The 18,120-nt window shown below is 42.9% G+C and carries 29 protein-coding genes; 14 read left to right on the forward strand and 15 right to left on the reverse strand.

The features are described from left to right. Positions 1-83 precede the first annotated feature (83 nt). The 4 genes from R7Q11_RS13175 to R7Q11_RS13190 form a co-directional block, all read right to left on the reverse strand. Positions 84-545 carry a hypothetical protein gene (locus tag R7Q11_RS13175; protein ID WP_213866496.1) on the reverse strand — a complete coding sequence of 154 codons (462 nt, stop codon included), beginning with the start codon at positions 543-545 and terminating at the stop codon, positions 84-86. A gap of 8 nt (positions 546-553) precedes the next feature. Continuing rightward, positions 554-868, reverse strand: a complete 315-nt coding sequence (locus tag R7Q11_RS13180) for an STAS-like domain-containing protein (protein ID WP_213866495.1) — start codon at positions 866-868, stop codon at positions 554-556. Between the two features lies 1 nt (position 869). After that, positions 870-1,604 (reverse strand): hypothetical protein, encoded by a 735-nt coding sequence (locus R7Q11_RS13185; RefSeq protein ID WP_213866494.1) that lies wholly within the window; start codon positions 1,602-1,604, stop codon positions 870-872. A 540-nt stretch (positions 1,605-2,144) separates the two neighbouring features. After that, entirely contained in the window at positions 2,145-3,221 is a 1,077-nt protein-coding gene (locus tag R7Q11_RS13190; protein WP_213866493.1) for a coiled-coil domain-containing protein, read from the reverse strand. A 428-nt stretch (positions 3,222-3,649) separates the two neighbouring features. Here R7Q11_RS13190 and R7Q11_RS13195 point away from each other — a divergent pair, with 428 nt between their 5' ends. From R7Q11_RS13195 to R7Q11_RS13215, 5 genes are all read left to right on the forward strand, one after another. After that, a complete protein-coding gene (locus tag R7Q11_RS13195; protein WP_213866492.1) occupies positions 3,650-4,015 on the forward strand; it encodes a hypothetical protein in 366 nt (121 codons plus the stop codon). Positions 4,016-4,158: 143 nt separating this feature from the next. Next, a complete protein-coding gene (locus tag R7Q11_RS13200) occupies positions 4,159-5,061 on the forward strand; it encodes a hypothetical protein (protein ID WP_213866491.1) in 903 nt (300 codons plus the stop codon). Between the two features lie 128 nt (positions 5,062-5,189). Then, the gene (locus R7Q11_RS13205; protein WP_213866522.1) at positions 5,190-5,744 is read left to right on the forward strand and encodes a hypothetical protein; all 555 of its coding nucleotides are present in this window, start codon (positions 5,190-5,192) and stop codon (positions 5,742-5,744) included. Continuing rightward, a complete protein-coding gene (locus R7Q11_RS13210) occupies positions 5,725-5,868 on the forward strand; it encodes a hypothetical protein (RefSeq protein ID WP_225466505.1) in 144 nt (47 codons plus the stop codon). Before R7Q11_RS13205 ends, R7Q11_RS13210 begins: the two co-directional genes overlap by 20 nt. Before the next feature lie 10 nt (positions 5,869-5,878). After that, complete coding sequence (locus tag R7Q11_RS13215) at positions 5,879-6,820, forward strand: hypothetical protein (RefSeq protein WP_213866490.1); 942 nt, start codon at positions 5,879-5,881, stop codon at positions 6,818-6,820. A 69-nt stretch (positions 6,821-6,889) separates the two neighbouring features. Here the strand turns inward: R7Q11_RS13215 and R7Q11_RS13220 are convergent, their stop codons facing one another. From R7Q11_RS13220 to R7Q11_RS13270, 11 genes are read right to left on the reverse strand one after another with little or no spacing between them, the layout of a single operon-like run. After that, positions 6,890-7,861, reverse strand: coding sequence for a DUF968 domain-containing protein (locus R7Q11_RS13220; RefSeq protein WP_213866489.1), 972 nt, complete (start codon positions 7,859-7,861; stop codon positions 6,890-6,892). After that, entirely contained in the window at positions 7,854-8,165 is a 312-nt protein-coding gene (locus tag R7Q11_RS13225) for an endonuclease domain-containing protein (protein ID WP_213866488.1), read from the reverse strand. Before R7Q11_RS13225 ends, R7Q11_RS13220 begins: the two co-directional genes overlap by 8 nt. Beyond that, on the reverse strand, positions 8,162-8,827 hold the full coding sequence (locus R7Q11_RS13230; RefSeq protein ID WP_225466506.1) for a phage antirepressor KilAC domain-containing protein: 666 nt from the start codon (positions 8,825-8,827) through the stop codon (positions 8,162-8,164). Before R7Q11_RS13230 ends, R7Q11_RS13225 begins: the two co-directional genes overlap by 4 nt. Before the next feature lie 26 nt (positions 8,828-8,853). Then, positions 8,854-9,066, reverse strand: coding sequence for a hypothetical protein (locus R7Q11_RS13235; RefSeq protein ID WP_213866486.1), 213 nt, complete (start codon positions 9,064-9,066; stop codon positions 8,854-8,856). A 10-nt stretch (positions 9,067-9,076) separates the two neighbouring features. Next, positions 9,077-10,033: a helix-turn-helix domain-containing protein gene (locus tag R7Q11_RS13240; protein WP_213866485.1), complete on the reverse strand. Its 957-nt coding sequence runs from the start codon at positions 10,031-10,033 to the stop codon at positions 9,077-9,079. Beyond that, entirely contained in the window at positions 10,024-10,719 is a 696-nt protein-coding gene (locus R7Q11_RS13245) for a hypothetical protein (RefSeq protein ID WP_213866484.1), read from the reverse strand. Before R7Q11_RS13245 ends, R7Q11_RS13240 begins: the two co-directional genes overlap by 10 nt. Then, positions 10,716-11,240, reverse strand: coding sequence for a DNA methyltransferase (locus tag R7Q11_RS13250; RefSeq protein ID WP_213866483.1), 525 nt, complete (start codon positions 11,238-11,240; stop codon positions 10,716-10,718). The genes R7Q11_RS13245 and R7Q11_RS13250 overlap by 4 nt, the downstream gene beginning before the upstream one ends. After that, positions 11,233-11,397, reverse strand: coding sequence for a hypothetical protein (locus R7Q11_RS13255; RefSeq protein ID WP_171343079.1), 165 nt, complete (start codon positions 11,395-11,397; stop codon positions 11,233-11,235). Before R7Q11_RS13255 ends, R7Q11_RS13250 begins: the two co-directional genes overlap by 8 nt. Continuing rightward, complete coding sequence (locus tag R7Q11_RS13260) at positions 11,397-11,666, reverse strand: hypothetical protein (protein ID WP_086485273.1); 270 nt, start codon at positions 11,664-11,666, stop codon at positions 11,397-11,399. Before R7Q11_RS13260 ends, R7Q11_RS13255 begins: the two co-directional genes overlap by 1 nt. Next, positions 11,663-12,115 (reverse strand): YmfL family putative regulatory protein, encoded by a 453-nt coding sequence (locus R7Q11_RS13265; protein ID WP_140144389.1) that lies wholly within the window; start codon positions 12,113-12,115, stop codon positions 11,663-11,665. Before R7Q11_RS13265 ends, R7Q11_RS13260 begins: the two co-directional genes overlap by 4 nt. Beyond that, positions 12,105-12,371, reverse strand: a complete 267-nt coding sequence (locus tag R7Q11_RS13270; RefSeq protein ID WP_140144387.1) for a helix-turn-helix transcriptional regulator — start codon at positions 12,369-12,371, stop codon at positions 12,105-12,107. Before R7Q11_RS13270 ends, R7Q11_RS13265 begins: the two co-directional genes overlap by 11 nt. 97 nt (positions 12,372-12,468) lie before the next feature. On the opposite strand from R7Q11_RS13270, the gene R7Q11_RS13275 reads away from it, so the two are divergent. From R7Q11_RS13275 to R7Q11_RS13315, 9 genes are all read left to right on the forward strand, one after another. Then, on the forward strand, positions 12,469-13,191 hold the full coding sequence (locus R7Q11_RS13275) for an XRE family transcriptional regulator (RefSeq protein ID WP_140144385.1): 723 nt from the start codon (positions 12,469-12,471) through the stop codon (positions 13,189-13,191). A gap of 10 nt (positions 13,192-13,201) precedes the next feature. Further along, positions 13,202-13,753 carry a hypothetical protein gene (locus R7Q11_RS13280; RefSeq protein ID WP_213866482.1) on the forward strand — a complete coding sequence of 184 codons (552 nt, stop codon included), beginning with the start codon at positions 13,202-13,204 and terminating at the stop codon, positions 13,751-13,753. 193 nt (positions 13,754-13,946) lie between these two features. Further along, entirely contained in the window at positions 13,947-14,342 is a 396-nt protein-coding gene (locus tag R7Q11_RS13285; protein ID WP_005376932.1) for a hypothetical protein, read from the forward strand. A gap of 40 nt (positions 14,343-14,382) precedes the next feature. Further along, positions 14,383-15,201, forward strand: coding sequence for a DUF2303 family protein (locus R7Q11_RS13290; RefSeq protein ID WP_213866481.1), 819 nt, complete (start codon positions 14,383-14,385; stop codon positions 15,199-15,201). 52 nt (positions 15,202-15,253) lie between these two features. Continuing rightward, on the forward strand, positions 15,254-15,466 hold the full coding sequence (locus R7Q11_RS13295) for a hypothetical protein (RefSeq protein ID WP_005376930.1): 213 nt from the start codon (positions 15,254-15,256) through the stop codon (positions 15,464-15,466). A 10-nt stretch (positions 15,467-15,476) separates the two neighbouring features. After that, a complete protein-coding gene (locus tag R7Q11_RS13300; RefSeq protein WP_213866480.1) occupies positions 15,477-15,740 on the forward strand; it encodes a hypothetical protein in 264 nt (87 codons plus the stop codon). A 124-nt stretch (positions 15,741-15,864) separates the two neighbouring features. Next, on the forward strand, positions 15,865-16,095 hold the full coding sequence (gene xisR / locus R7Q11_RS13305; RefSeq protein WP_047104247.1) for an excisionase family protein: 231 nt from the start codon (positions 15,865-15,867) through the stop codon (positions 16,093-16,095). Next, positions 16,095-17,330, forward strand: a complete 1,236-nt coding sequence (locus R7Q11_RS13310) for a site-specific integrase (RefSeq protein ID WP_213866479.1) — start codon at positions 16,095-16,097, stop codon at positions 17,328-17,330. Before xisR ends, R7Q11_RS13310 begins: the two co-directional genes overlap by 1 nt. Before the next feature lie 65 nt (positions 17,331-17,395). Then, the gene (locus tag R7Q11_RS13315; protein ID WP_213866478.1) at positions 17,396-18,103 is read left to right on the forward strand and encodes a hypothetical protein; all 708 of its coding nucleotides are present in this window, start codon (positions 17,396-17,398) and stop codon (positions 18,101-18,103) included. Positions 18,104-18,120 lie beyond the last annotated feature (17 nt).

Genomic DNA, 18,120 nt, shown 5'->3' on the forward strand with positions numbered 1-18,120 from the left:
CTTTAAAATACAAAACGCCCGATGAAGTACATCGAGCGTTTTAGTTAAAAAGTGTCAACCCATATCAGGACGGGTCACATCTATCAATGTACAGGCTTGTTCGCATGCTGGAAGTTTGAATACAAGCCTACAGTCGACTTATTTATATGGTCTAGAATTAGCTGTACCCTTGCTCGCTTATCACTATCTGACTTTCTGTCTACATCTTCACAATCAATAGTTATCAGCTCTGCAAGCTTTGATAGATCTACTTCGCTTACATCAACTTTCCTATGCTCTAATTGCTCTAACCTGCTGTTCAAGGTCAATAGTTTTGCATTAAATAGTAAAGTAAACTCATCTGAATCGATTCTGTTTTTTCTGCCTGATAACCAATAGTCTACCGACAGACTCTCAATAGAATCGAAAATGCGGAACAAATCATCCATCAGAGACTTAGTTTCTGCTCTAGTTGCAATCTTGACTGCATTTCTGTAGATAACAGCCCAACCTATGATAACTAAGAGAACACTTATCAAACCGCTATATTTAAGAATGGCCTCCAACTTCCCTCCTAGGCACGAGCTTCTTGGATAAACTTCTTAACTTGCTTATCGTATATTCCTATGCGGTCTTTTACACGAATATGAGCTATGAGTTCTTTTTTATCGAAACCTTTTCGAACCAGTCCGCCAAAAGCTTCTTCTAGAAAGGAGGAACCTACACCTAGCGCCACTTTAGAGAAATCAACCTCAACGTCTTCGCCATGAGATCCCTGAATGGCTGGAATTAATACAGTATCTCGGAACTTTTCGGCACTAAAATCACTGTCTTGTGCATACCTACCAAATGGAGTCTGCGAGAATGTTGCAACATCAATTGTAATCATATCAACCACCTAAACAATCAGCACATAATGTCCATTGCACTAACGTACCGTGGAAAAACAACCCTAGAGGCACAACTTGCCCCTGACGAAAACTAGAATTATATTGGTATTTATACCCACTACTATAAATCAGAAGTTCCTCTTTTGCACTATCATCCACAGGTCTTTTCATATCCTCGGAGCCATTGCCTCTCCCCGAACCTATGAATCGGCTATTCCCACCAGTCAAAGCCTCTGACAATGCCTTTTGTAATGGGAGTGCGCTTCCAATAACACTCATGTCACGCAAGTAAGTTTGCGCAATACCAAGGCCAATATCACAAATAATAAATGTCCAAGATTCCTCACTTTCATCATACCAAGCACATTGCCACCACCTTTCTCCAAGACTATCAACAATGTCTATTTTTACAGGATCAATTTCTGTATTACTCCCTGATTTTTTATAGGCATGGTGAATCACGTTCAGCATTGCCTCACCAATACCAGAAATCAAAATGTCGGTTTGCTGACTCGGTAAATTTTTATTAAATAAATCGAGAGTAACCATAAGAAGCTTTAGTGGGTCTACTCCAGTCTGGTAGTAATTCTGAGACTCATTGAGGGCCTCTATTTTATCAAAGCTACCTGCTAATAGTGCTTTGGATAGTCCAGTTTTGACGATATAACGATGTCCAACAGGGTTTCTGTCTGCTTTAGGGAAAATACATTTCACTGTGTTTGGGTTACCGCTCATAAGCTGACAGGTGTTAATGGTTGCGAACAACAAGACCGACGCAGCCGCGGTAACATTGCCTACCTTACTTAAATCCAGAGTTATGTACTCCCCACGCTGCAAGCATGAATTATTTATCCGTTGGAGTAATTCATAAGTCTGCTTTGTTGTACTGTGGTTATATATACAGAGAGTGGAAGGAGCTTCAATTATGGTTCGGATCATTAACTATGAGGTATAATCTATTGTTTGCATAAAGTATTAATCTGCCATTTGTTGTAGGTAAATTCCACATTTTTAGAGGAAAATGAGAGCTAGGGTTGATTTGCTCTACAGCCTAGACCACCAGCGCTCTATTAATGTTCTCTTTCACACGCCAAACTCCATATCACTACTTAAACAAAAGGAGTCGCAAAAGACACCAAGAACAATGTGGTTTGGCTGTGAGTTTAAGTTCCAGTTTTCCTAAATTATCCCTTTAAAAGAGAGGTTCTTCTACTCAACGATGGCGAGCTTAGGCACTACAAGCTTAAGCCCGCTTATCGAAATGAAAGGAATAACTTAAATTGGTTGTAAGCAGATCGCCGTAGAATAAAGGTTAACGTCATATGGTGAATTGCGATTCAGACCTACCACAAACCAAGCGCGATTTAAGCCACTATTTGAGACATCGCCTCCCATAATCGCTGGTTTAGATTGTAATACGTCAATACTAGAAGTCGCTTCATATCCCCCACCAGTCATGATACTTCCCAATGGGCACTCAGCCATAGCATTTCCACCACTGTTTTTGGGGATGGTCGTAACACTAACGACTCTAAGTTGAAGGAATCCTCCAATTCCACCACTTCCACTGCCAACTTCACATACATATGAACCATCAACGTTCGTAGAGTGTAAGAACTCTCCAGGCTGACACTCTCTATTCATGTAGCTTGCGTATCGATCTATGCTAATAGATAGCGAATTGACCTGTGAAAGTAATCCAGAAATTAAAGCTTTATTGGCCTCAATTTGTGATTCTAGGAGACCGATTGAATTAATTTGACTTTGAAGGTTAACAATCAAGGTGTCGTTGGAATCAATTTGTGATTGAAGTGATAAGTCCCCTGCTTCCATCGCTAGTCGTAGGCTAGTATTTTCAGCTTTCAATGCGTCAATCTGCCCTTGGAGAGTATTGAATTCTGCAACCGCAAGCTGAAGGACTCCAATCAGAGCAAGGTTAGTATCGATTTTCGATTGCAGAATATCGTCACCGGTCGTCATATCAGTTCTGAGTTTATCTAACTCATCCTGAAGGCGCGTTATCTCACCCTGTAAATCAGTAATGTTCCCTGCATTTGCATCGATTAATGCTTGTAAAGCCGCATCTTTAGCTTGTAAAGCTTCAATGGCATCTTCCGTTGCGTCCAAATGCTCTTCTATGCTTGAAACGTCACCGACTAAATCATCGATTTGTTCTTGTAGAGAAAGTTGAACGGCTTCAATCACTTCAATTTGTTCACCAATATATACAAAAGGCTTGCCTTGTGGCGTTGTTCCTCCATTGGTTTTTTCATTACCTTTTGCAAAGGTTGGTGTAGCAATGATGCTCAGTGTTAAGAGACTTAACACACCGATGCCTAATTTACTATTCATACTCTATTCCCCTGATCGTGTTGTTTTGCCGCTATAGGGCACATATGCACCTGCTCCGTGTGCCACCAAGCCAGCATAGAAATATGAAACAACCGACACCTCTCACTATTGAGATAATTTCAGAGAATTTTGAGTAATAAGCCACGATAGCAAACTTATCACAATGATAAGAATGAACTTTATGAAATTAAATTAACTGGTCTTACCTGGTAATTTAAATCTAAAGAATGATATTTAGATCCCACCGTGCCGGCCACCAACGCTTTACTAATACTTTCTTTTAGACGCCACGGTCCATATCACCAATAAACTGATAGTAACCGTTAGATACTCAAGGGTTAAAAATGTGAGCTATGTATTTTGTTGAATATTCATATCTAATGTAAGTTGCATTTAGACCTAAGAATATGAGCTAGAGGACTATTAAAATGTATACCGAAACATTCACCGCAAATGTCCAATATGATGACTATATAGGTACAGCTGCTGCTGATGATTCAGATAACGATAGTCTCATCACATGGTTGATAGAAGGGGGACATGCTGAAGATTCTGAGCATTTAATCGGTGTCGAAATGTACGTCAGTGATCTTGCTGTAGATAGTGATGATGAGCCAGTTTGGGTAAGCATCTTATTAGAGGATGAGAATGACGACTCAATACGAAAGATAAGAGTCAATATGTCATTTGAGGACTTCTTCTCATCCTTCAAAAGATTCAATTTGAAAATATCTCGTGGTGGAGAGTTAACTGATGAAGAAGTGCAAATAGATAGCACCACTGAACTGGATTAGCGCATTTAAGTGTTTAAGATTGAATCCCAACGCTTGGCACTTTTCATTTCATAGTTGGGTTTTGAGTTTACGACGCAACGGGTTAGGTTTCGTGGTAACGATGCTCAAAACTTAATACGGCGTTCTGTACATAGGAGAGTGGAGTGAGTGGAGTAAAGATTCCATTTGGTTATGATTCTAATGGAAACCAAGTAACGATTTTGAATTATTTAGCTTTCGGTAGACCAAGTCCAATTTTTTGTGGCGGCAAGGACTGCATAGCGGAACTTGAGTATGTTTCAGCAAGCCAAAGAGTTGGAAAGTCAAGAACGACTCAAGTACCTGCTTATTTTCGACTAGCCAAATATGAACTTCACTCAGTGACCTGTTCTTTTGCGACTAAAGGCAAGCAAGTAATCAATGCAGCTGGCTCATCGAATGAAATATTGACAGCTTTGGCTAATGGAAGTCGAGTTTTCCGTATTCACCTAATGGATGACAAAGACCAAGCAAAAATGAAAGGTAAGGAAAATGACTTTCTAAAAAACCATAATCATGACACGGTAAAGCGTACATACAGAACCCGCGGTAAAAAACTTCCTTATGTAAATAATCTAAACGGTCTGTTTGACCTGTATGAATATGGGCGTAAAAACCCAACGAAACGTCAATCAATTTTCGTCGTGGTGGATAAAGAAAAGATAAGATGGGACGATTTCTTCTTTGATGTAAAACACTATGATGCTTTACATAAGAAAGTAGTTAAAAACGGACCTGTTAAAGCGGCAGTCATAGGTCAGATACGACAAGTCAGTTTTAGTACCCCAACAAGGCGCTTCCATTCAGCAGAATTTTTGCCAAAGCTACAGAGTACTGGAAACAATATTTACCCCGTTGCACGACTAAAGTTCGGTTTAAGTCATAGTTTTATTACACCTGGTAAGAAAGTGCTATGTTTTGGATCGTTTAAATTAGAAACTGATCCATATAAACGTGTTGTATCTGGCAATACGGGACACGAATTAGTTATGGGTTTAGCCGCACCATATCAATTGCTTGAAATATAAATATGACGTTTAAGTGGGATTTGGCTCGTAAGGCATTGCTGGTATGTATTGGGTTTGTACTCAAGGCTGTTTGCAGAAACTTATGTATTGCGTAAACCCTAACGCTGTGTTCGTGTGCTAGGAGAAATATGAGCGAAAATTCCTTTAAATCTATTAGAAACGGGGCAATAGCATCTATTGTAGCTGGAGTCGCCCTAACTTTTATCCCTGAGTTAAGAAATTACGGGATGGCAGTTATTGATTGGATCTGGTCTCTTGCCTCATGGTGTTGGAGAGCTTTAATTGATACCTATGCTTTACCTGGATGGGCTTGGATTCCAATCATACTTCTGACACTGGTTGGCATTTTTAATATCTATCGATCGTTAAGAACACCTCAAAAGCAACCTACTTATACAAACTATCAAGAAGACTACTTTTACTCGACCAAATGGCGATGGTCTTGGGATAACAACGAAATATCTAATTTATGGTGTTTCTGCCCATCTTGCGATGCAACATTAGTTTATGACGATAGCTCTTGTGGCACCTTTTATGAAGAGGATAAAACGCACTTCATATGCGAAAATTGCAACAATAGTGTTATTACGACCGTTAAAGGTGGCAATCACTATTATGCTCTTAGTGCTGCCGAGCGAGAAATTTTTAGAAGAATTAGAACAGGTGAGTACAACACACACTAAAAACTGTTCAAGAGGGATTCGCTACGCGTGGCAGTTTTACTACGCGTTGGTTTTAGTGATTAAATTGGTATGCGGCGGCATCGGCATTGCGTTGCTCACCCTAAACAAGGCGTTAGCCATTTAGGAGTATCTCTATGAGTACATGGAAATTATCTATAAAGCCCGATAGTGAATCGCATTTAAATGCATTCGATTTATGCAGAGAAAAATCTTTACTAGGCGTTGGGTGGTCTGCTGCATATTTAGAGTCTCAACCGAATACTTTGGAGGAAGCAAAGTCTTTGGTTATTAAAAGGTATAACAAATGGCCATATGCTGTGCGTAAATTACTCGAAGATGTAAAGTGTGGGGATCATGTTTGGTTGCACCAGCAAGGAGATTACTATCTATGTCGAGCTAAAGAGGAAATTGTAATAGGCTCTGAAATTGATGAACAGTTTTCTCGCTTTGATCTTGGTCATGCAAGGAAAGCACAGTGGGTTAAAGTTCCTGAGATCTTTGTTTCAGGTGCCGTTCAACGAGGAACCATTGCACAAAGAATAATTCAACGAATAAAAGTCAATTCTAAAGAAAGGAATTGCAATGACATTATTTTTGAACGGTTATCTGTCGACCCTAACTGGTGTCCCGAAATAGACACAAAAGTTCTATCTAGCAAACTTAAAGAAATCGATGTGTATGCACTTTTTTCTATCATGACACCAGATGAACTCGAAGATACGGTTGCAATGTATTTACAAACACAAGGTTGGTGTTTAGTTAAATCAACGTGCTTTAGAAGTAAGCCTACATTTGAATTTTCTATGGTCAACAAACGTTCTGAAGTTTGTAGTGTCCAAGTAAAATCGGGTAAATACCCTGACCCATTGCCACCTGAAAAATATGAAAAGTTTGTAACTGATACAACGAAAATTGTACTGTTTTCTACAAATCCGAATGCCTATCCTGGTGAGCCAAAAGATGGTGTTAGATGTATAGAGCATTCGGTGTTGTTTTCTTGGTTGGTTAATAACGTTTGGTCCATGACAGAATCCCTTAAATTGAAACTATGGATACACCTTTGTGAAGACGGCTAACAAATATGAACCTTCTGCCTCTCAATATGTTTGGCTGCGCTAGCAGCCAAACCTTCTCGAAATCGCACCTCACCCCAACGCCCCAACCACCAGCGCCTTATTAATCGTCTCCTTCACATGCCAGAGCTGATCGCCGTGTTGATGTTCCCAAGTGTTCATATCGCGGTGCAGTTCTTGATGGTGTTCATTACATAACGGGAAGGTAAACATGTCCGAAGCCTTACTTCCCATCTTCCCTTCTCCGTGGCCGATTAGGTGATGAGCGATACCTGCAGTCTTACCACATACGCGACAGGGTAACTTTCGCACGAATGAAAGGTATTTCTCACTCTCCCAACGGATTGGCTTCGGCTTTCTTAGGTACATCGCTGGTGGATCGTCATCGATGATTAATTTGAGAACTGGCTTAGCTAAACGTTGTAGTTGCTCACGCAGATCTTCGAATACATACCTGGCATCCGTATCCACGTTTCCCAGCACACCGACTCGCTTGCTGCCTTCTTCTCGCTTGAGCTGGCGATCGAGAACAGACTGTGGAAGTAATGAATACACGTCATTGCGAACGGCCCACCAGCACAAATCAACATCCGTGATGTGTCTTACTTCACCATGCAGCTGGCGAGAAACAACCATCAGACCGTGGCGAACCGTATTCTTTCGGGCTATCGAAAACGCCTGGTGACTGTCGTCGGCCATATTGTCGTGATGCCAACACAAACGAATCGCTCCCTCACCGGTTACCCGAGTTTTCAGATTATGATTGCAGTAGCCCTCATCCTTCAGCTGACACTCGGAAATCGTATCAACATACTTAGCTGTACTACCGATAAGCAGTTGCACGTCATCATGCGCGAAGAACGCCACCAAAGAGAGGTCATCCGAAGACAACCCTCCAGCGGTCTTTGTGGCCAAACGTTGATTGGGAGAAACTAATCCGATCTTACCGTCCACCAGCAGTGACTTTAACGATTGAGTATTGGGTGTCAGAGCGATCACCGCAGCGTTAAGAATGGGCACAATATCGATATCTACCTTAATCACTTAATGCCTCCTCAATCATCTGTATCGCCAACCCCTTTTTGATCATGTCTCCGGTAAAACGCAAAACAGTCCAACCTCTCAATGCTGCCGTGTTGTATTTCTCACAATCTGCTTCAAAACCTTTCGCTCGATTATGGCGACCATTACTCCAAGTCCCACCTTCTACTTCGATAGCCAGCTGCTGATCGGGATAGGCAAAATCAAAGCGCCATCTGCGTGTCTCGTGAAATCGATACTCAGACATAGGTACTTCCAACTTCAACGCTCTTATATGCTGCAACAACAACTTCTCTAACTGACTCACGCTGCCACCGCCTTAAGGTGACCTGTTTCCAACAGCTTTTTGCGCAGCCAGATTTCACCCTTTCCAGTAATCAAGGCCGTGTGGCTGATCCTAGTTTGGGAGTTAGTTTCGTAAGTACCCTGTTTCACCGTAAAGTAACCACGTTCTACAAACTCCTGATACGGCAAGTTGTAAGATTCACCACGGCTCATAAAGATCTTTAACTCTCGAAGTACACGGAAAATAGTGACAGGCCCCAAGCCTACTGTTTTAGCAAACTGACCAAGCTTCACACCTTTATCCGCTCCAGCAATAGCATCTGCAAACTCGGCTTTTGGCGCTGCGATAGCTAATGCCTGGTTCTTTTCTTCCAGTTCTTTGGCTTGATTGGCCGCAAGCAAAAGAGCATCAGCAAAAGTTTGAGGAACTTGTGGTTGAGACTGCTTTTCTAGCTCTTGCCATCGTTTGACAATTTTCGCGGTAAACTCTGGAGATAGTCTCGCCACGACGATGTAAGAGCCTTCTTCGTTAACATGATAAACCCTCGTTGGCTTCCCTCCGCCTACGGTCGGTTCCTCAAATTGAGTGACCGAAATTAAAGACAAGTCCCACAAACTTTCTATAGTGCGTCGAACATTGTCGTGACGCTTACCTGTCAGTTCCGCAATCTCTCGACTACTCATTGTCATCTCTGTTTGGGTGCTGATACTTAACACTCGACTCCCTCCGCTAACCAGTATTTACTCGAGAACCCCGTAAGTTCACTACTCTCATGCCGGACATCCACACCAGAACGGCGAGCCGCCTTAACCAATCTAACTAAGTCACAAACGTGAATACCTAATTCATCACACAGCTCGCTCGGAGACCAAAGCCGACGACGAGATTTCATTACCTCAACCAAATCCTTTTTACTTGCCATTCTCGCCCCCCTACACCGCCTCTAGGTTCGCAACACGCTCCAGTAACTCTCTGCGCTTGGCCGACAAATCTGCGATCTTTCGCTTTGATGGTTCCACTTCATGTTGAGGTCGCTTAGCGTCAATCAAGTACAACATGCGCTGATTTTCTGAGTTGATAGAGCTCTCTAGCAAAGCGACTTCTCGCTGAATCACGGTCACTTCGTCCTGAGTATCCACTGAGGAATCACCTTGCTGTGGTGGTAGATAACGCCCCTTGTCTTGCTCTCTGCCAAGCCAACCTTGAATAAACTTCTCAATACCCTGCTTGGTTTTCCGCTTACGAGGATTGGCATCGCACCAAGCGATCATTTTTTTCAGCTCAGCACGAACATTCACTGCACCAAACAAATCCGAATAGCGGTCGATGTCTGGTTGAGTTACTCCATGAAACTGCCCTTTCCTGTTCAAAGGAATTTCAAACAGTGCTGGTTCGGCTTCGAGCGGTTCGCTTGGAGCAAGATCTTTACTTGATGGTTCTATTGGTGGATCTATTGGTGGTTTATAGCCGGATTCCGACCTACCCCCAGTCGGAATTTGACCTACCCCCTCTGGTTGTTTCGTCTGTTCGAGTTTCGAACGTTCGACTTTTGAAAAGACGAAATTCGACTGTTCAAAATCTGTCTGTTCATCTGCTTTCTTCTTCAAAAGCATCACAGGCAACTGGTACTGATTATTCGAACGGACTAAACGGCCAGTGTCCGCCTTTTTGAATTGGTTCTTTTTGAATAACCATCCGGCAGCTTCCAGTTTCTTAAGTGTCGATTTTACAGTGGTAGGTGAAACACCAGACTTACGAGCAATAGTATCGATAGACGGCCAGCAAAGGCCGCTATCGTCCGCATGGTCAGCTAGGCAAAGCATCACCAACTTATCAGAACCTTTAAAACTCGGAATGTCCCAAACGTAGCTCATTACCTTTACTGACATACATCCCCCATTTCAGATACAACTTTGTCGATGTTCTGGTGAATAACTTCGAATTCGATTACCCAGACGTAAGGGTTTTCATCCCAATTCTGATAGATCGAATCCCATAAGGTTGGAAAGTGATCCTGAGGAGGTACCGCCAAATCAACTTCCCCACCACCAACTCCATACCAACAGCCTTCCGCTCTAGCTTGTTCGTCAGTGATGTCTTTGATTCGCTCGATGCGAACGTTGGTTACCCTAAGTGTTAATCGGCTAGCCCAGCGAGGCATATGGATTGACGGTGTCCATTTAAGATCTGGAAATCCTCCTGCTTTAAAGAGGCAATGTTCATTAGTTTTTAGAGCATCAGGCAAGAACGCAGCAGAACAGCCACAGTTATTCCATTCAAAAAAGCTAAGTTCATGGTCGTCCCATGAGTCATGGTCGCAATCTGGGTCTGTACAAAACGTCTCGCGAACCCAAATTAGATCACCAACCACAAACGGATATGGAAGCCATTCTTGATTTGGGTTTTGTTGATTTACAGCAAACCGCTGACGCCCAGATACAACTGTTTTGTTAAAAGTACGACAATCGATGGTTCCCGCTCTTACTTTGCTGACTGGCCGACGTGTAACTGTCTTGCGACCATCAAGAAGTGCTTTCACCATTTCAGTATTGAAGATCATTGGGATGACTTTCATGCTTCCACCTCTTCTTTCTTCAACGTCCAGAACGCAGGGCGCTTAATACGGTTTCCTCTATCCCAACAAATCCATGCATACTCAGAGTTATCGCTTCCACCATGAACAAAGCATGGTCTCGGTGTTAGGATCAGTAGGTTTGTCCAAGGGAAAGAACGCCAGAAATCTGCACGACCTTTGCTGCCCAACATAGAGAGGCGAAGCAAGAAGCACATGGTGCCGTCATGCCGTAGGTCGCGGGTCATAGCCGTTGCGATAAACTCCAACGCCAAACTAAAAGGTGGATTAGTAATGATCACATCTGCAGACATGTCTTTTTTAGGGTTTAGGTAATCAATACCTTCGGCCAGCTCCGCATACTTGATAGTGTGTCCACCTGGTAGCTCGTTCGTTACACGGCCATCACCACGGCAAGGCTCAGAGATAACATCACCCTCGCGAAACTCGATGCAGTCCAATAAGGCTTTCACACACCAAGAAGGTGTTGGATAGAAATCTCGTTCGATACGTTCTTTAACCACGGAGCATCCCCTTATAAACAGCAGTTACGTAAATGCGCTTTGCTTCAAACAAGTCTGCTAATTCATCATGGGTGAGAATGATGCTCTGCCCCTTCTCCACCTTGTAAAACTGGTTTTGGTGGTACCACAATGAATAATTGAGTGTTATTCTTTCCATCACTCCTCCGTGATCTTTGCTGGTGACTGAGTGAGCTGTGATTGTTCCTCGCAAGAATCATCACAACCCGGCTTTAAACCGTTGCCGCGGTTTAAAGCCACTTCCTCATCTATTACTCGTAATCGACGTTCGCACTTTGCTTTCAACAGCTGAATTTGCTCACGTTCGTAGACTTCTGACGATTGGCCTTGCGCCACCATTAGCTTTGCCGAGCTGCAGGTGATGTCTGCCATCTGTGAAACGGTTTGCCAAAATATTTCTGTTTTCATACAACCTCCGCATACAACGCATCGAGCTTCAGCATGAAGGCTTCGAAAGTTGCGTGATATTCCGCTTTTAATTGAGCGATGAGCGCACGTTCGCGAGCATCAAACACACCATCCGCTTTCGCTTCTTCAATGGTTTTATCCAAAAGCCCTTTCACAGCATTAAGGTGTAAATGGCAATCGAACATATCCACGGTATCCAGTTCTGCGACATCAGGTTGCTCTACCACCATGCAATGAACACGGTTAGCAAAGTACTCTGCTACATATGGGGTGTTGGTTAGCTCAGCCATTTCCACCAGCTCATCAACACTAAAAAAGCGAGAACCCTTCTTCTCGTATAGGTGATTGTTAAAACTGTCGATCGACATACCGAGAACAGCAGCAACCGCCTCTTTACCACCAGTGACGCCTGCAATGGTTTTATTCACCATCTCTTTCTTATTCACCATTTGCTCCTTTGATTGGTGGTTTAACTTCTTGCCCTTCTGTTCCACAATCTTCTTGCGGGTCTGGGAATACGTCATCGAACGTACATTCAGCACCAAGCTGATTAAGTGCTTTAACTATCTTCCAGCACATCTCGACATTGATGTTACGGATACCCGACTCGTAATTGCCGATCGTTGATGGTGTTACGCCGATAGTTTTTGCTAAGCCTGCTTGGCTGACCTTTGCTTTGTTTCGATATTCTGAAATTTTGTTCATGTTGTTCCCTCCACCAGCAAAAGTACACGATTCGTGTTTGCAAGTAAACACAAAAAGTGTGCATACAACACACACGGAGCGTGTTAAATTTTTTCTTATGACAAAAAAAATTGAGATAGGACTGCGACTTAAGCAGTTCCGAGAAGAGAAAGGCCTTAGCCAGAGAGCCCTAGCCACTAAGTGTGGGTGGGGGCCTTCGCGTATCAGTAATTATGAATCGGGAATAAGAAGCATCAGTTTGGACGACGCCGAAACAATTTCCAACGCTCTAAACATTTCACCAAAAGCTCTACTGTTTGGTGATAGCTCTAATATCGAGAAACAGCCTCAAGCAAATGCAGAAATTCTCGGTAATATGCAGGTTTGGGATAGCAAGACTCCTATTGGGGATGACGAAGTAGCAGTGCCATTCTTATCTGAAATAAAACTTTCTGCAGGAAATGGATTCGTAAACGACTTAGAGCACGACAACGGTTTCCGCTTACGTTTTGCTAAATCCACCCTTCGTCGCTACAACGTAGCACCCGAGAACGCTGTCTGCGTAGCTGTCCATGGAAACAGTATGGAACCTGTTCTACCTGATGGCTCTACTGTGGGTATTGATTGTGGTAACAAAACACTCATGGAAGGAAAAATTTTTGCCATCAACCACAATGGTGAGCTTTTTATCAAGAAGTTATACCGACTACCCGGGGGTGGCCTCAGAATATACAGCTTCAATGAGTTAGAATATCCAGCTCGTGAATACACCGAAGCGCAAGTGTTAGAACAAAAAATCACTATTGTCGGACGGGTATTCTGGTATTCAGTAATGCTATAAGGACATACAAATGAAGTATTTAAAAATGATGGCCGCTTCTTTGGCGATGCTATCATTTACTGGCTGCGTTAGTACGCCAGAAACTAATGCTAACGCTCAGTCAGAAGTTACTCCAATAAATAACCCGATATATAGCGATCAAGATTTTTTGGACTTAGTGACCAAGTTAAACACAGCAGGACAAGGGAGTATCACTAACTGCACATTAACCTCGACTTCCAGTGTAATAAAGACTGGCTATTCTAATTCTTTCGACCGAGAGAAGCTTTTTGTGACAGTAAGCGATGAATATGGTGTTAACTATATTTTACTTCACCTATACCCAGATGATCTTAAGGTATTTAGAGAAACCCTAATAACAGCATCTGATAAGGCAAAAAGTAATGAGTCGTTAGAAAACCTAACTCTCGGTCGTTACAGTAGTTTTCGTACTGAAGTAACCTTTATTTCGCGTTACGGTAAGTTATTCGGTTTTTGGACGAGGTCTCCTGACCGAGTGTTAACTCCTATCAACGCAAATAACCTATTGCAATGCATCAACCAAGTATCTAAACAGCTTTAATTTATTCATACCGCCGCCCGGCGGTTTCTTGTCCATTTAAATACAACTATCTCCTCATATTTCTTTGCTTTTTAACTCGCCGCTTGGCGTTTTTTTTTGGCCCAAACAAAACAAGTACACAAAACGTGTTGACACAATAAACACAATTTGTGTACTTTATTGATACACAAAACGTGGATCGCGAGGAAATCACATGTCTAACCAAGAAGCAGGAAACCTCAGTCTTGAGGACCGCACCACTAACTTCCCAAAACTGATGCAGGAACTGGACGGCGGCGTTGTCTCCAATGTCGTCGGTTTGGCGTTATCTAACGTAGCCCGAGCTGTGTCCTACAGCGATAAGCAGGGAAACGTGAAGATGGATCTAAAGCTCAAACCAATGGGTACCAACAACGAAATGGTCGAAATCACCGTTAACATGTCGGTAAAAGAGCCAAAAGCCGGATTCGGTACCAAGTCAGAAGACTTCCAATACACCTCAATCGCGTACGTAGGCAAAGGCGGCAAACTTACCTACGACCGACCAAAAGAAGATATTCACGGCCAAGCCGTTATTGAAGAAGGCATGCTGCGCGAAGTACGCGGCTAACCCACTCCACCAGCAACTCACTCAAAGAGAGAATAGATAAATGGATAAATCAGCAATCCAGCAGATCCAAGAATCAGCGAATACACCGCAGTTTTTAAAGCAGTTAGAACAGGCAGGCTTCCCTGTTGCGGCTCTGCCTCAGTCTTTCAATCTGCATGATTTAGAAGAGTACATGCCAAACCGCAATTATTTCCGCGGCACAATGAAGACGGCAAATATCGACGAGTTTGTGCATTACCACGAAGAGTATCAAACCGAAGGTAATCAGTGCTTTATCAATGCGGAACGTATGGCTGCAGTAACTATTTTTGACCTTGGTACTCATAACTTCCCTGGGCACTGCAAACACCAAGCAAACTTGATTCTGCGCCGTACCGCAGCATTTAACGCCCTGCTAAACATTAACGAAGAACGCCTTGGCCAAAAGAAACTGGCTGAGTGGGTCGAAGACTACAGCGAGTTCGTTCAGGTCTTCTCCACCACTGGGGAAGTTATCGAAAACTCCGTCGCGTCTGCCGCTATTCGCAATATGAAGTTTGAAGCGAAAGCAGGGCGTGAATCCAATGTAGATGACTTCAGCCACCATCAATCTGAATACGAGTCTGTTGCGGTTCGCACTAAGGAAGAGTTCCCAATGCCTGCGGTGTTTAAGTTCACGTGTGTGCCTTACTTAGGTTTGGCTGAACGCACCTTTGAACTGCGCATGAGCACGATAGGTAATGAAACTCTAGTCCTTCGTATCAAGAAGCTGGAACAACACGAAGAAGAGATGGGCGAAGAGTTCCAAACCAAGCTTCAAGCGTGCTTTAAAAACGGTGAGATCGAAATTGATACCTTCATTGGCTCATTCAGCTCTTAACTAATATTGGCGCCCTCTTCTTAAAGGGGGTGTATCTTGCGAGGAAATATCTATGGCGGCAACCATCGATACTCAATTCGGGCAGGTCACGACATCGGCCCCTTACTTTAGTCACCAACTAGGTTGTGAAGTGATCAACCTAACTCTGATTAAACCAGAGAACGAGAGCAACGGCTGGGGCATCAGCAAAGAATGTCCTTCTAATGTCTCGCTCACCAATCAATTTCTAAACATGTTCGCCAGAGATGCAGCACAAGTAATGTAAGGATTTCGCGATGAGCATGACACAAGAAGAGATCAATAGAGCGGTTGATGGTGTGATGGAACTTCGCCCAACTGATGCGCGTTTACCAAAAGAGCAACCCAAGGACTCAGCCGTTAAACAACGAATGAATGATGTGCTGTTTGAGCAGGAACTAGCAGCAATTATGGAAAATGAACCCGTGTTAGGTTCCGCTTTCTATTTTTGTAATCAGGACGTAACGAAAGGTGGTCGTAAGAACCTGAACTTCAATCGATATCCTGGTGGAGTGAAGTAATGGCCCTCATTAACTTACATTATCTGTCACTACTTCGCTGCTATTAACACATCAACCACCAAATTAAGAAGAGTAAGGTGGTTGCCCTGCTCTTCTCTCAATTCAACTATATAGGAGTTTACCGATGAGAACATTTACGGTGATTCAATTAGAACCTAGCCGTTGGGTGAAAGAGGACCTTTTAATTGATTTAACAGGCATGTCGACCAATGAAATCAAAGACTATCGTCAGTTTCGTTGGATTGAAGGCGTTCACTTCAAAAAAGCATCCGGTAAGAGTAGTGGTGGTGGCAAAAGTTTTAAGTATGACCGTGTTGCCATCGATGAGTTTTCAGCAAGAGAAAGGGTTGCATAATGAACACACCAGAAGGTGTAGAAATCCGCGGTAAGTCTATCCGCATTAGTTTTACTTACCGCGAGATGCGTTGTCGAGAGACCCTAAAAGGCTGGGAAGTCACCAAAGGTAATTTAAAAAAAGCTAGCCATCTACGCGCTTCTATACTTTCTGAAATTTCATTAGGCACATTTGATTACTTATCTCGATTTCCAACATCAAAGAAAGCTCAACTCTTTGCGACTCCAGAACAGCGTGGTAAGAACCTTACTGTTCGCGAGTTGTTTGATGACTATATTCAATTGAAGAAAACGACTATGGCTTCGCAGTCACTCTACGTATTGAGTACTACCGCAAGAGCATGCTGCTTGTTTGTTGGTGAGGAACGTACTATCTCCACCATCACGATTATGGATGCACTAAAGTGCCAAAAGTTAATGGTCGACTCCCCTACTCGCAATGGAAGACCACGAAGCGCAAAGACGATCAATAATATGATCAAACTAATGCGCCGATGTTTTGATTTAGCAGTTAAATCAAAATTTATCGATGACAACCCATTTCTGCATGTTGAGTTACTAAGTGGTGGCTCTGGTGAACCAGATCCACTAGAACTAGAAGACTTCCACCAGCTAATAGAGTCAACGACAAACTTACAGCAGCGGAATATGTTCACCTTAGCCATTTACACTGGCATGCGAACTGGTGAACTTTGTGCGTTAGCCTGGGAAGATGTTGATCTAGATAAAGGGACAATCGAGGTTACTCGTAACGTCACGATTGAACGAAAGTTCACAACACCGAAGAATAAGAAGTCAGAGCGGACAATTCACCTACTTGAGCCTGCGCTACTCGCCCTTAAGTCTCAAAGAGAACTAACCATGTTTAGCCCGGTAAGAGATATTTTTGTGGAAGTAAAAGGTTCAAACACCTTTCGCCAGGAAAGCGTTCGATTCGTGTTTATCCCAGAACGTCGTAACGGCCAAGAACCTAGCGAGACTTATAAGACGACAACCTACAATCGACTATGGTCACGCGCACTTAAGCGAGCGGAGGTTCGCCACCGATGCTCATATCAATCTCGACACACCTACGCTTGTTGGCTGATCACCAAAGGCGCAAACCTATCTTTTATTGCGGAGCAGATGGGTCACAAGAGCACGATGATGTTGGAACGTGTTTACGGCCGATTCATGAAATCCCACTCGCACGAACAGATCGAGTATTTAAATGGGCTTATGGCTTCAAATAAATAAGGCCATTCAATCAAAATAAAAACAATGACATAATAACCTGATTGTGAATACCTCTGGAGGATTATATGTCTGCGCTACTAGAAGCCACACCCAAAAAAGATAAAGTTAAAATACTTAAGTCTTTAAGTGAAACGCATCATGATTGTTTGTATCGCTTTTTCCCAAAAAAGAGTGAAGCGGAAGCGTTGGTATCAGGAAAAGTTTGGGTTAGCACATTAGAGGCATGTCGAGGCTATGATGATCCTGCTAGAGGTGATGCTGGAGAAGGTACCATTGAGTACAATTCAGGCGCAATATCAGGTAACGGTTCTGATCCAAGGCTTCAAATGATAGCTGCAAGATCTGGTATTGGAGGAATAGGTCCGGGGGTGAAAAACATAAGTATTAGTAATGTAACACACTCGATGAGAATCCCTGATGCCTTTGTTCTATGCACAACGGAAAAGTATGCCCCTGATGATATGAAAGACGGCATCGGTAGTTATTGTGTCAAGATTACTGACCCTAATAGGTTCTTCAAGAAAGTAACTCGGAGACTGGCAGAGGAGTATCATCTGAATTTAGCTAAGATAAACAAGGTGTCATACTCTAAGCGTCATTACACAGGTACTGAGCCAATGTTTATTTCTCACATTGGCTTTGTTAAACCAAATATAGATATTTATACCTCTCAAAATGAAGTAAGAATGCTCTGGGAGTTAAAGAAACACATTAACATTAAACCATTCCTTCTTGATTGCCCCGAAATAAAGAAATTTTGTACTTTAGCTTAGTATCTTTTCAAAACTTG

Source organism: Vibrio sp. 970 (assembly GCF_033339075.1).